The organism is Xanthomonas sp. LF07-6, assembly GCF_034105445.1.
In the GTDB taxonomy this organism is placed as follows: domain Bacteria; phylum Pseudomonadota; class Gammaproteobacteria; order Xanthomonadales; family Xanthomonadaceae; genus Xanthomonas_A; species Xanthomonas_A sontii.
In genome coordinates, this window is sequence record NZ_JAXGGI010000017.1 from 1 (window position 1) to 12,622 (window position 12,622).

Here is a 12,622-nt window from a genome sequence, read left to right on the forward strand (position 1 = left end):
TGCGCCCAGGCCGCGTGCTGCACGTTCTTGTAGGAACGGCTTCAGGCGCGACGAGCGAAGGCGGTGCGCTATCCGGCCGCTGAAGCAATCGGGACCAAAGACCCGCCCACGATGTTCCAGCCAGCGTGCCGCATGCCCCTGTGGGAGGGACTTCAGTCCCGACGCGTGGAGTCTGGTGCCATCGTGGTGTGCAGGAGCCTGGTCGCGGCTGAAGCCGCTCCTACCCAGACCCGTGTCGGAAACAGCGCCGGGCGACAGGCCGTCACCTGCGTCCACGCGCGCTGCGCGATGATGCGCGCCCATCCCATCCGAGCGTGTGTCGCCGATGCCGCTTGCCCGTGCCGTGCTGTGCCTGCTGCTGTGCTGTGGCGTCGTCGCCGACGCGGCAGCGCGCACGGTGTACCGCTGCGTGCGCGACGGCACGGTCAGCCTGGCTACCGCGCCGGAACCGGGTTCGCGCTGCACCCCCAGGGAACTGGACGATGCGGCGATCGCCACGCCCAATCTGTGGGGCAACCTCGGCGTGTTCAGCGGCACCCTGTACGAGCGCGAGCAGGACGGGCAATTGGTCTACTCCACGCGCAACCTGCCGGGCTCGCGGCCGTATCTGCGCTTCACTGCGGTCACGCCGCCGGGAGAGGTGGCGCATCCCGGACTGGGCAAGCTCGGGGCGCCGCAACTGCAGGCGCATGCCAAACAGTTCCGCGCCGCGGCGCGCGCCACCGAGGTCGACGAGCCGTGGCTGCGCGCGATCGCGCATGCCGAGAGCGGCTTCGATGCCGCCGCGGTCTCGCCCAAGGGCGCGCAGGGGGTGATGCAACTGTTGCCCGAGGTCGCCAGGGAGTACGGCGTGCGCGATCCGTTCGCGGCCGACCAGTCCATCGACGGCGGCGCCCGCTACATGCGCGCGTTGCTGCGCCGCTACGCCGGCGATCGGGTGCTGGCCGCGGCGGCCTACAACGCCGGCATCGGCGCGGTGGCGCGCTACGGCGGCGTGCCGCCGTACGCGGAGACCCGCGCGTACATCGACAAGGTGATGGCGCTGTACCAGCGCTACCGCCTCGCGATGGGGATGGCCGTGGAGACGCCCGCGCAATAGCGGCGGCGCCCACCGCCGGCGTCGACGGGGGGGCAGGCGGACGCGGCGTGGCCGCGGTGCCGCCCGCGGCGGCTCAGAGCGCGACGGCCTCCGCCTCGGCTTCGGTCGTCGCTTGCGCGTGCGGCGCTGTCGGCGCCGCGGCCGGCGCCGCATACAGATCCAGCAGCAACAGGGTCACGCCATTGGTCCAGCCGAAGCCGTCCTGCAGCGCGTACTCGCCGCCGCCGCCGCCCTTGGCCTGCGCGTCCACGCCGTACTTCTCCACCAGCTTGTGCTGCTGCGCGAACAGCGCCTGCACCCGCGCCAGGAAGCGGCTGCCGATGCGCTGCGCCAGCGCGTCCTGGCCGTAGCGGCGCAGGCCGTCCACGGCGATCCACTGCAGCGGCGCCCAGCCGTTGGGTTCGTCCCACTGCTGGCCGGTGTGCAGGCGCGTGGTCGCCACGCCGCCGGGGCGCAGCAACTGCGCCTGCACGGTGTCGGCGCTGCGCTTGGCCCGTGCCGGCGAGGCGACCCCGACGAACAGCGGGTACAGCGCCGCGGCGGTGACCTGGTCGCGCAGCCGGCGCTGCTGCCAGTCGTAGTCGGCGTAGTAGCCGGCATCGCTCCACAGGTGCTTGTCGATCGCGGTCTTGCGCGCGCTGGCCAGGGCCGCGTAGTCGGTATCGCAGCCAGCCGCGCCGGGGTTCTTGGCGCAGGCCAGGGCCAGGGTGCTCTCCAGGTGGTAGAGCAGGCTGTTCAGGTCGACCGGGACGATGGCGGTGGTGCGGATGCTGGCCAGGGTCTTGCGGTCGCCGAGCCAGCGGCTGGAATAGTCCCAGCCGCTCTCGGCGCCGGCGCGCAGGTCGCGGTAGACCTCGGCGGCGGGGCGGTCCTTGGCCTCGGCGGCGGTGCGCACGTCGTGCAGCCAGGCCTCCGGGCGCGGCGTGTCGCGGGCGTCCCAGTAGCGGTTGAGCAGGCTGCCGTCGGCCAGCCGCACCACGTGCGCATGCGCGCTGCCCGGGGCCAGGGTCTGCGCGCCTTCCATCCAGTACGCGTATTCCTTCTGCAACTGCGGCAGGTAGCGCGCGTAGGCGGCATCGCCCTCCACCTTGGCCTGCAACTGCACCATGTGCGAGAAGAACGGCGGCTGCGAGCGGCTCAGGTAGTAGGTGCGGTTGCCGTTGGGGATGTGCCCGTAGGTGTCGATCAGGTAGGCGAAGTTGTCCAGCATCTGCCGGCTGCGTTCGTGCTCGCCGCTCTCCACCAGGCCGAGCATGGTGAAGTAGGAATCCCAGTAGTAGACCTCGCGGAAGCGCCCGCCCGGCACCACGTAGGGGTGCGGCAGCGACAGCAGGCTGCTGTAGGCCGGCACGTCGACCTGGCGGCGCACCAGCAGCGGCCACAGCGCGTCGATGTGCTCGCGCAGGCCGGTGTCCTGGCGGATCGCCTCGGTCTGCACCGGGCCGGATTCCTCGAAGTTGGCGGCGACGAAACGGCGCAGGTCGAAGCCCGGCTGCTGGCGCTGCGCCAGATAGTCGGCGTTGATCAGCGCCGGGTCGCGCAGCGGCAACGCGTCGACGAAGTGCTTCTGGTCGTCGAACAGCTCCTGCTGCTGCACCGCCTGGAACAGTTCCGGGTAGGCCAGGTCGGGCGTCTGCGGCGGCGGTGCTGGCGCGGTCAGCGTGGTCGCGGGCGCGGCCTCCGCCATGGCGGTATCGGCGGTGCCCAGCAACAGGCCGAGCGACAGGCTCAGCAGCGGGGTGCAACAGGGAGGAGCGGCATGGCTCATGTCGGGTCCAGAGCAGGATGCGTGCGGCATGGTAAACGACCGAAGCGGAGACGGGGGCGCGCGGCCGGATCCGGTGCGTGGCCCACCCGATCCTGCCCTGGCGGCCGCGCGCCGCCCGGCTCGTACCGGTGAGGGACCGCAACGCCTGGGGGCATGCAAGAACGGGGCCGCTAGGGCGGCGTGGCTGCTCGTCGCCGGGTCAGCCGGAGCACGTCATCTGCAGAATGGTTGGCGCCGCTCGCCCAGAGCGGGGCGGCTGGGCGTTCAGCGCGCCGCCAAGGCCGGTGCGCGTAGGTGCTTGCCCGCTGCGGATCAGGGAGCTGGGGCGTCAGCGCGCCACGTGCGCCGGCGGTCGCCGGTCGGCGATCCGCCCGCAGGTCAGGCCGACTGCTGCGGCCGCTGGCGGTCCTTCTCCGCGCTGAGCGCGGCTTCGGCGCGCAGGAACACCTGTCCGATCGGCTCGTCCGCCCGCGTGGCCTGGGCGTCGCCGACCAGCACGGTCAGCCCGAGCGCCTGCTGCCGCGCGGCGATCTCGCGCAGGCCGCGCAGCTTCTGCTCGGCGTCGGCGCCGTGCAGCATGACGATGAATTCGGCGTGCTCGGTGGCGCGGTCCACGGTATCGGCGCCGCCGTCGTGCACGTAGCTGGCCAGGGTGCGGTCCAGTTGCTGCAGGCTGCTGCCCAGCAGGCGTTCGCTCTGTCGCTCGGCCAGCGCGGCCAGTTCCTGCACTTCCAGGATCACCACACGGTAGCGGCCGCCGGTGCCGGAGTCCGTGTTGTCGCCAACCGGGTGCGCTTGCAGGAGCGCCTCGCGTTGACGCTGCAGCGCATCCCGGCGCGCGTCGAGCAGGCGCATGGCCGTGCGCGCCAGCGCGCGCAGGCCGTCGCGCTGGGCGTCCTTGAGTTCACGCGGCGTGGTGTCCAGCACGCACACGGTGCCCAAGGCGATGCCCTCGTCGGTCACCAACGGCATGCCGGCATAGAAGCGCGCGCCGGTGTCGCCGCGGACCACCGAGATATTGGCGAAACGCGGGTCGTCGGCGAGGTCGGGCACTTCCAGCAGCTGTTCGGGCTCTCGGATCGCGTGATCGCACACCGCCTGGCTGCGCTCGGTCTGCGGCAGTTCCAGGCCGAGCCGGGCCTTGAACCACTGCCGGTCGCGGTCCAGCAGCGACAGCAGCGCGATCGGCGTGTCGCACAGCGTGGCGGCGATCTGCACAATGTCCTGGTAAGCGGCCTCGGGCAGGCTGTCGACGATGCGGTAGCTGTCGAGGACACGCTGGCGCTGGGCTTCATCGGTCATGGGCGGCGTCGGGTCTGGTGCGGATCGCGAGGCGCAGCACCATACCGCAGGGCGTGGCGAGGTCGCGTGGACAGGCGCACAAGCGTGACGTGGTGCACGCCAAGTGCCAGATTGCCGTACGTTGGCGATCAACCCGCGGCGCCGACGCCGAGCGCGCGCAACTGCGTCTGCAGCGTGGCGGCGTTGTCGAGGGCGTGGCCGAGTGCGGTGTTGTCGAAGATCACCCAGGTTTCGCCCGTGTGTGGCGTGGCGGCGACGACGCGCTCGGCCAGGCCGCGCAGCGTGTCGTCGGCGTAGGCGCTGTAGTAGAGGCGTGGTGCGCCGTGCCAGCGCCAGTAGGCCGGCGCCGCCGCACCTGCTGGCTGCGCGGCGTTGGCGTTGAGGGCCGGGTCGGCGGCCACGCGCGCGATGTGGTGGCGCTGCCACAGCGCCTCGGCGCGTGCGTCGAACCAGCTGACGTGGCGCGGTTCGCAGGCGATGCCGCCGTGCCAGCGGCGCCGCAGCATCGCGAAGAAGGTGGCGGCGGTGCGTGCATCGAAGGCCAGGCTCGGCGGCAGCTGCACCAGCAGGCAGCCGAGCCTGTCGCCGAGATGGCCGACCTCGTCGAGGAAGGTCTGCAGCAGCGGCCCGACGCGGGACAGGCGCGCGTCGTGGGTGATGGTGCGTGGCAGTTTTGCAGAGAAGCGGAAATGCGTCGGCACGCTGTCGGCCCAGCGCTGGTAGGTGCTGGCGCGGTGGGCGCGGTAGAACGTGGAGTTGATCTCGACCGCGTCGAAGCGGGTGGCATAGCGCGCCAGCTGGCTGGCGCCGTCACCGACCAGGGCGCGTTGCGTGCTGGCGATCGACCAGCCGGCGCAGCCGACGCGGATGCGGGAAGCGGCGACGCGGCGGGGAGAAGCGGTCGGCATCGGCGGTGGCAGGCCAGGACAGGCCTTGCGGATACCAAGCGTTGCGACCAGGCGCCGTGAAGGACAGGCGCGGCGCGCCGCCTTGGCGATCCATGCGCGACCCGCGCATGCCAGGGAAGGTCGATGCCTGCAGGCTGCGCCGGAGCGCAGCCTGCGCGTTCACTGTCGTCGCATGTCGCATGTCGCATTGCGCGATGGCGATACGTTGGCGCCGACGCCCATGCTGGCGCCGGCACGTGGCGCATGGCGGGGCAGCCCCGCCATGCGTGTGCGGCGTTACGGCGTGGCCTTCGCCTTGACCGGCTGGCCGTCGCTGTCCAGCACCTGCACCTCGCCCAGCTTCAGCGCACGCACCGGCGCTTCGATCTGCTTGAGGTCGCCGACGATCACCCAGGTCATCGCCTGCGGCGCCACGATCTCCTTGATCGCCGCTTCCGCCGCCGGCTGGTCCACCGCTTCCAGGCGCGTCTTCAGCGTCTGCACGTAGTCGTCCGGGCGGCCGTACTGGACGATGCCGTCCATCGCGCCGAGCACCGCACCGGTGGTCTCGAAGCTGCCCGGCAGGGCGCGCACGCGCTGTTCCTTGATCTTGGCGATCTCGGCGGCGGTCAGCGGCTTGTCGCCGACCACGGCCTTGGCTTCCTTGAGGATCTCGGCGGCTGATTCGGCGGTCTTGTCGGTCTGCACCGGGGCGAAGAACAGGAACGGGCGCTGGCCGATCGCGTCGATCATGAAGCTGTTGGCGCCGTAGGCCCAGCGCTTGTCCTCGCGCAGGTTCATGTTCAGTCGCGAGGTGAAGGTGCCGCCGAAGGCGCCGTTGGCCACGCCGATCGCCAGGTTGTTCGGCGCCTTGGTCGAGGGTGCCAGCAGGCCGGCCAGGATCAGCGACTGCGGGGCGTCGTCGCGGTTGATCAGGAACACGCGCGGCTTGGGCTGCGCGGCCACCTGCGGCAGGCTCTTGGTCGGGCGCTTGCCGGCCGGGGCTTGCCAGTCGCCGAACGCGGCATCCAGCTGCGGGATGATCTTGGCCAGGGTGGTGTCGCCGGCGACCAGGATGCGCACGTTGTCCGGACGCAGCCAGTTGTTCTGGAACGCGCTCAGATCGCCCGCGGTCAGGCTCTTGATCGCCGCCTCGGTGCCGGTGCCGGTGAGCGGCACGCCGTACGGATGGGTGGGGCCGTACAGCAGCGGCGGCAGGGTGCGCAGCGCCAGGCCCTGCGGCTGGGTCTTCTCCTGCGCGATCGAGGCCAGCCACTGGCCGCGGATGCGCTCGATGTCGTCGGCCTTGAACGCCGGGTTGCGCACGATGTCGGCGAACAGCTCCAGCGACGGCGCCAGCTGGTCGTTGAGCGCGTTGAGCGAGGCGTCGCAGCTGTCCAGTTCGCAGGACACGCTGGTCATCGCGCCCAGGCGCTGGCGGCGCTGCGCCACGTCCACCGAATCCAGGTTGCGGGTGCTCTCGTTCATCAGCGCCGCGGTGAAGTTGGCGGTGCCGAGCTTGCTGCCGCGGTCGGTCGCGTAACCGGCATCGAACAGCATCTGGATCTGCGTGACCGGGATGGTGTGACGCTCGGCCAGCACCACCTCGATGCCGTTCTTGAGCTTGCCGCGCTGCAGTTGCGGGAAGCTCAGGCTCGGGAACTGGCTGGTCTCCGGCACGCCGGCCGCGCGGTCCACCTGCGACTTGCCGACGCTGTAGTTGCCCTTGGCCGGCACCTTCGGCGCGGGCTTGCCCGGGGCCGCCGGCAGCGGCTTGACCGCCTTGTCCTCGGCCGCCGGATCGAAGCCTTCCGGCGCCGGCAGCACGGTCAGCAGGTAGTCGCCCTTGCCGAACCAGGTGTCGGCGGCCTTGCGCACGCTGGCGACGGTGGCGTCCTGCGCGCGCTGCAGGTCCTTCTTGTAGGCGCCCGGATCGTTGCGGTAGACCTGGCCCTCGGCCAGCACCGTGGCCTTGCCGCCGAAGCCGCCGACCTTCTCTAGGCCGCGCACGAAGCCGGCGCGGTAGCCCACCTGCGCGCGCTGCAGTTCGTCGGCGGTGGGGCCTTCGGCCAGGAACTTCTGCAGTTCGTCGGCGATGGCGGCCTCGACCTTGGCCGGGTCCACGCCTTCCTTCACGTCGGCGGTGATCTGCAACTGGCTGGCCAGCGCGAACGACTGCAGGCCGGCGGAGACGTCGTCGGCCAGCTTGTCGCGGTAGACCAGGCGCTGGTACAGGCGGCTGGTCTTGCCGCCGCCGAGCACGGTGGTGGCCAGGTCCAGCAGCACCGCGTCGTCGGTGCCCAGCTGCGGCGCCACCCAGGTGCGGTAGATGCGCGGCTGCGCGACGTGGTCGTGCTGCACGCCGCGGGTCTGCTTGGCCAGCGGGGTGATCCACGGCTGCTGGCGCGGCACCGGGCGGCCGGCGGGGATGTCGCCGAAGTACTGCTCGGCCTTGGCCTTGGCCTGCGCCACGGTGATGTCGCCGGCCAGCACCAGGGTGGTGTTGGCGGCGCCGTAGTTGTCGTGGAACCACTGTTTGACGTCGTCCAGCGAGGCCGCGTCGAGGTCGGCCATCGAGCCGATGGTGTCGTGCTGGTACGGATGGTTGGCCGGGAAGATGTTGGCCAGGATGTTCTCGTCGACGCGGCCGTAGGGGCGGTTCTGGCCCTGGCGCTTCTCGTTCTGGACCACGCCGCGCTGGGTGTCCAGTTCCTTCTGGCCGATCGCGCCGAGCAGGTGGCCCATGCGGTCCGATTCCATCCACAGCGCGGTGTCCAGCGCGGTGGTCGGCACGGTCTCGAAGTAGTTGGTGCGGTCGAACCAGGTGGTGCCGTTCATGTCGGTGGCGCCGACCTTCTCGAACGGCTGGAAGTAGGTGCCCTTGTGGTTCTCCGAGCCGGAGAACATCAGGTGCTCGAACAGGTGCGCGAAGCCGGTCTTGCCGGCCGGCTCGTCGCCCGAGCCGATGTGGTACCAGATGCTCACCGCCACCACCGGCGCCTTGTGGTCCTCGTGCACCACCACGGTCAGGCCGTTGGGCAGGGTGAAGCGGGTGTAGGCGATCTCCGGCGCGGTCGCCTGGCCCGGCGTGGCCGCGGCCAGGGCCGACGGCGCGGCCACCAGGGCGGCGCCGGTGCCGAGGGTGAGGATGCTGGAGATCAACAGCGACAAGGGACGGAGCATGGGCCGGGCCTGAGTGTGGACAGTGCGCCAGCATAGAGGGCCGGCGGCGGCCGCGGGAACGTGACTGATGGCACACCGCGCGGCGCCGCGTGGGCGGCCCGCCTCGCGCACGGCCCGCGCGGGAGAAGGGCCGTGCGGGTGGCGTCAGGGACGCAGCGGCGCGCTCAGCGTGCGGCGCAGAAGCCGAACTCGGCAGTGGCGCCGGGGGCCAGGGTCTTGTTCCAGTCCACGCCGCTGGCGCTGAGCGTGGTGCCCGACTGCGTCCAACTGGCGTTCCACAGGTTGTTGACGGTGCCGCTGATCGACAGGGTGACGCTCCAGTCGCCGCTGCTGCCGCCGGTGTTGGTCACCTGCACGCGGTTGCAGTAGCCGGCGTTCCAGTCGCTGTCGACCAGCACCTTGGTGCTGAAGCTGCTGCCGGACGGCGGCGGCATGGGCGTGGTGCCGCCGCCATTGCCACCACCGTTGCCACCGCCACCGTTGCCACCACCGCCACCGCCCGTGCTGCTGCCGTCACTGTCCCACAGCTTCTTCAGCAGGGTCACCTTGTCGGTGCGCACCGTGCTCCAGTCGTCGTTGAGGATGCCGCCGGTGTCGCCGCTGTTCGGGTTCCACGACCAGTAGAAGCCGCTGTGGATGCCCTTGCCGATCAGGTAGTCGACCAGCGCGTTCTGCCACTGCATGTCCAGCGGATTGCCCTGGCCGTACTTGCCGCCGAACTCGCCCAGCAGCAGCGCGTGGCCGGCCTGGGCGAACTGGCCGAAGTGTTGCTCCCAGATCGCCGGCATGTTGGCCGGGAAGTTGGACGCGCTGAAGTACGGCTGCATGTAGACGTCCGGTCCGTACACGTGCGGGGCGAGCAGCAGGCGGTTGGCCGGGATGGCCAGCGGGGTGCAGGCCAGCGGTTCCAGGTTCTCGCCCCAGAAGTGCGCGGTGTCGCTGGAGCAGGTGGACGTGTTGGAAATGCCTTCGACCACGATCAGCCAGTTCGGCGCCGCGTTCAGCACCACCGCCGACGCGCGTTCGGCGGCCTTGTTCCAGTCGGTGGCGGCATTGCCGCTGCCCCAGGTGGCGGCGCCGTGCGGCTCGTTCTTCAGATCCAGGCCGATCACCCCCGGCACCGACGCGTAGCGCTTGGCGACGAAGCTCAGATCATTCAGCCATTGCTGCTCGCTGTAGCTGCCGGTGTACCAGAGTTCGGAGATCGCGTTGCAGTCCGGGGTGTGGTGGTCGAGCAGCACGTACATGCCGCGGCTGCTGAGTTCGTTGATCACCTTGTCGAGCAGCTGCAGCGAGTTCAGGCCCTGCAGGTCCGGATTGCGGCTGTAGTCGATGCTGCCGGGCGAGACCGCCTGCAGCGTCTGCGGGCAGAACGGCAGGCGCACGGCGTTGAAGCCCAGGCCCTGCATCTGCGTGATCATGTCCTTCCAGTTGCGCGCCCACAGGCCGTGCACGGTGTGCTGCGAGGTCTCGAAACCGAACCAGTTGACGCCGCGCAATTGCACGGCGTTGCCGGCGTCGTCCACCACCTTGCCCTGGTTGATGGCATAGCTCCAGGCCGAGCCGCTGGCGACCACGAGCGCCGCGGCCAGCAGGCAGCGGGTAATGCGGGAATGCAGGGATCGGTTCATCGCGATGCTCCGAGGGTGGCCGGTGCGGAGTGCGCCGGCCAAGGGGGCGGATACTTGGCGGCGATGATCGGCAGTGTTCGCCATGGCGGCCGTGACTACCGTTGCAGAAGACGGGCTTGTCCACGGATTGCGCGCAGGTGCTGTGGTGATGTCCACGGCCGCGCCGTCGCGTGGTGAAAACGCCAACGGCAGCGTCGTGGGACGCTGCCGTTGAGGTTGCGCCCCGCGCGCTGCGCGGGGCGATGGCGCCGTCTTCAGCGGGCGGCGCAGAACCCGAACTCGGCGGTGGCGCCGGGGGCCAGGGTCTTGTTCCAGTCCACGCCGCTGGCGCTGAGGGTGGTGCCCGACTGCTTCCAGGTGGCGTTCCACAGGTTGTTGACGGTGCCGCTGATGGACAGGGTGACCGCCCAGTTGCCGGTGGCGCTGCCGCTGTTGGTCACCTGCACGCGTTCGCAGTAGCCGGCGTTCCAGTCGCTATCGACGATGACCTTGGTGCTGAAGCTGGCGCTGCCCGGGGCCGGAGTCGGCGTGGGGGTCGGGGTCGGCTCCGGGGTGGGCGTCGGGGTCGGAGTGGGCGTCGGCGTCGGCGTGGTGCCGCTGGTGTCGCCCCACAGCCGCTTGAGCCCGGTCATCTTCTCGGTGCGCACGGTGGTCCAGTCGTCGTCGAGCACGCCGCCGGTGTCGCGGCTGTTCGGGTTCCATGCCCAGTAGAAGCCGCTGCGGATGTTCTTCTTGATCAGGTAGTCGATCAGCGCCTTCTGCAGGATCGGGTCCTGCGCCTGGTTGCGGCCTTCGTTGCCGCCGAACTCACCGATCATCATGGTGTAACCGAGCTGGGTCAGCTGGCCGAACTGGCGCTCCCAGATCGCCGGCATGTTGGCCGGGAAGCTGCTGTCGCCGAAGTAGGGCTGCCAGTTCACGTCCGGGCCATACACGTGCGGCGACAGCAGCAGGCGGTTGGCCGGCACGTTGAGCTTGGTGCAGGTCAGCGGTTCCAGGTTGCCGCCCCACCAGTAGCCGTAGCTGCTGGAGCAGGTCGGGTTGTCGGTGATGCCCTCGACCACGATCAGCCACTTCGGCGCCACCTTCAGCACCGCCGCCGAGGCGCGCTCGACCGCCTTGTTCCAGTCGGTCTTGAGGTTGCCGGTGCCCCAGGTGTTGCGGCCGTTCGGCTCGTTCTTCAGGTCGATGCCGATCACGCCCGGCACCGACGCGTAGCGCTTGGCCACGAACGTCAGATCGCTGAGCCACTGCTGCTCGCTGTAGGAGTCGGTGTACCAGAGCTCGGAGATGCCCTGGCAATCGGGCGAGTGGTGGTCCAGCAGCACGTACATGCCACGGCTGCTCAACTCGTTGACCACCTTGTCCAGCACCTGCAGCGAATTCAGGCCCTGCAGGTCCGGGTTGCGGCCGTAGTCGATGCTGGTCGGCGCGACGCCGCGCAGGGTCTGCGGGCAGAACGGCAGGCGCACGGCGTTGAAGCCCAGGCCCTGCATCTGCGTGATCATGTCCTTCCAGTTGCGCGCCCACAGGCCATGCACGGTGTGCGCGCTGCCTTCGAAGCCGAACCAGTTGACGCCACGCAGCTGCACCGCGTTGCCGCGGTCGTCCACCACCGTGCCTTTGCTGACGGCGTAACTCCAGGCCGAACCGCTGGCGGCCAGCAGCGCGGCGGCCAGCACGCAACGGGTGATGCGGGTGAGAGGGGACATCGACATCTCTGCAGGTCTCCGGAAGCGGGCCGGCCCCGCAGTCGGAGCGGCCCAGATGAGGGTAGGGGCAACGGGCACCGCGCCCGGCTCGGGTGGAAGCCGGGAGGGGCTCGCGGATCGGCGTGGCCACCGGATCGGCGCGGCCCCGTGATGCGCGAGCGCGGCATTAGAGCATGTTCAGGTTCGTATTTGAGCGGTTTATCACAATAAATTTTTGCGACAGCGCACGTCTGGCGGGTGCCCGGCCCTCGCCGGTCCCGCGGCCGCCTCGCTACACTCGGCCGCTCATGCCTGCCGAGAGGGATCTTCGTGCAACGTCCAAACCTGTCCTTCGCGGTGCAGTGGCCCCATTGGCGCCCCGATTCCGCCTTCCGTGCGCGCCGCGGCGCCGGCGCAGCGCGGCGCGCGTGAGTCGGGAACCGCTACCGCCGTCCGCAGCGCCGGCGCCTGCCCCGGCGGTTGCCGCCGGGGCCGCGGCGGCACGCATGGGCGAAGCTGCGGCGGTCGCTCCGGCGGACACCGCGACCGCTGCGCGCGCGCAGCCGGAGGGCGTGCCCCCGGGCAATGGGGCGCCGCGCTGGCTGGTCCGCAGCGGCGTGGTGCTGGCGTTCGCGATCGTCGCGCCGCTCCTGGGCACGCTGGTCGTCGGTCTGCCGTTGGCGTTTTCCTGGACGTGGGGGCAGCCCGGCGGCTTCGGCGATGCGCTGCCGCTTCTCCTGCTCATGGCGTTGATGTCCTGCATCTTCGGCGCGTTGCCGGGGCTGTTGACCGGCCTGTTCGCCGCCTATGCCTGGCCCCGCCTGCGTGGCTGGCGCGCGCATCTGCTGGTGGGGGTGATCGGTGCCGCCATGTCGGCCATCTGCGTCGGTGCGCTCATCGCCTGGATCAACAGCCACCGCGACGCGTTCCGCGAGCCCGGCAGCTGGCTGGGATCTTGCGTGCTTGCCGGGGGCGTCGGCGCCATGCTGCTCTCGCTGGCGCTGGACCGGCTGCGCGGACGCTGAGCGCTGCCGCGGCCCGGCCGGTGCTGGCCTGCGGCA

8 protein-coding genes are annotated in these 12,622 nt (G+C 70.7%); 2 read left to right on the forward strand and 6 right to left on the reverse strand.

What is annotated here, in order from left to right; all coding sequences use genetic code 11:
* The first annotated feature begins 325 nt into the window (after nt 1-325).
* Nucleotides 326-1,099: a lytic transglycosylase domain-containing protein gene (locus tag SLW56_RS18670; RefSeq protein ID WP_295965346.1), complete on the forward strand. Its 774-nt coding sequence runs from the start codon at nt 326-328 to the stop codon at nt 1,097-1,099.
* Between the two features lie 73 nt (nt 1,100-1,172).
* On the opposite strand, the gene treA is transcribed toward SLW56_RS18670, so the two are convergent.
* From treA to SLW56_RS18700, 6 genes are all read right to left on the reverse strand, one after another.
* Nucleotides 1,173-2,867 (reverse strand): alpha,alpha-trehalase TreA, encoded by a 1,695-nt coding sequence (gene treA, locus SLW56_RS18675; RefSeq protein WP_295965347.1) that lies wholly within the window; start codon nt 2,865-2,867, stop codon nt 1,173-1,175.
* A gap of 378 nt (nt 2,868-3,245) precedes the next feature.
* Nucleotides 3,246-4,169, reverse strand: coding sequence for a GAF domain-containing protein (locus tag SLW56_RS18680; RefSeq protein ID WP_267124142.1), 924 nt, complete (start codon nt 4,167-4,169; stop codon nt 3,246-3,248).
* Nucleotides 4,170-4,297: 128 nt separating this feature from the next.
* Nucleotides 4,298-5,077 (reverse strand): DUF72 domain-containing protein, encoded by a 780-nt coding sequence (locus SLW56_RS18685; RefSeq protein WP_267124143.1) that lies wholly within the window; start codon nt 5,075-5,077, stop codon nt 4,298-4,300.
* Between the two features lie 276 nt (nt 5,078-5,353).
* A complete protein-coding gene (locus SLW56_RS18690) occupies nt 5,354-8,239 on the reverse strand; it encodes a pitrilysin family protein (protein WP_320695293.1) in 2,886 nt (961 codons plus the stop codon).
* Nucleotides 8,240-8,403: 164 nt separating this feature from the next.
* Complete coding sequence (locus SLW56_RS18695) at nt 8,404-9,870, reverse strand: cellulase family glycosylhydrolase (RefSeq protein ID WP_320695294.1); 1,467 nt, start codon at nt 9,868-9,870, stop codon at nt 8,404-8,406.
* Nucleotides 9,871-10,124: 254 nt separating this feature from the next.
* Nucleotides 10,125-11,588, reverse strand: coding sequence for a glycoside hydrolase family 5 protein (locus SLW56_RS18700; RefSeq protein ID WP_167522066.1), 1,464 nt, complete (start codon nt 11,586-11,588; stop codon nt 10,125-10,127).
* Nucleotides 11,589-12,067: 479 nt separating this feature from the next.
* On the opposite strand from SLW56_RS18700, the gene SLW56_RS18705 reads away from it, so the two are divergent.
* Complete coding sequence (locus SLW56_RS18705; protein ID WP_295910122.1) at nt 12,068-12,586, forward strand: hypothetical protein; 519 nt, start codon at nt 12,068-12,070, stop codon at nt 12,584-12,586.
* Nucleotides 12,587-12,622: the final 36 nt, after the last annotated feature.

Bases quoted from the DNA above. Each gene is read 5' to 3' on its own strand.
- SLW56_RS18695 (WP_320695294.1), bottom strand. From the start codon at position 9,870: ATGAACCGATCCCTGCATTCCCGCATTACCCGCTGCCTGCTGGCCGCG.
- SLW56_RS18680 (WP_267124142.1), bottom strand. From the start codon at position 4,169: ATGACCGATGAAGCCCAGCGCCAGCGTGTCCTCGACAGCTACCGCATC.
- SLW56_RS18700 (WP_167522066.1), bottom strand. From the start codon at position 11,588: ATGTCGATGTCCCCTCTCACCCGCATCACCCGTTGCGTGCTGGCCGCC.
- SLW56_RS18705 (WP_295910122.1), top strand. From the start codon at position 12,068: ATGGGCGAAGCTGCGGCGGTCGCTCCGGCGGACACCGCGACCGCTGCG.
- SLW56_RS18670 (WP_295965346.1), top strand. From the start codon at position 326: ATGCCGCTTGCCCGTGCCGTGCTGTGCCTGCTGCTGTGCTGTGGCGTC.
- SLW56_RS18685 (WP_267124143.1), bottom strand. From the start codon at position 5,077: ATGCCGACCGCTTCTCCCCGCCGCGTCGCCGCTTCCCGCATCCGCGTC.
- treA (WP_295965347.1), bottom strand. From the start codon at position 2,867: ATGAGCCATGCCGCTCCTCCCTGTTGCACCCCGCTGCTGAGCCTGTCG.
- SLW56_RS18690 (WP_320695293.1), bottom strand. From the start codon at position 8,239: ATGCTCCGTCCCTTGTCGCTGTTGATCTCCAGCATCCTCACCCTCGGC.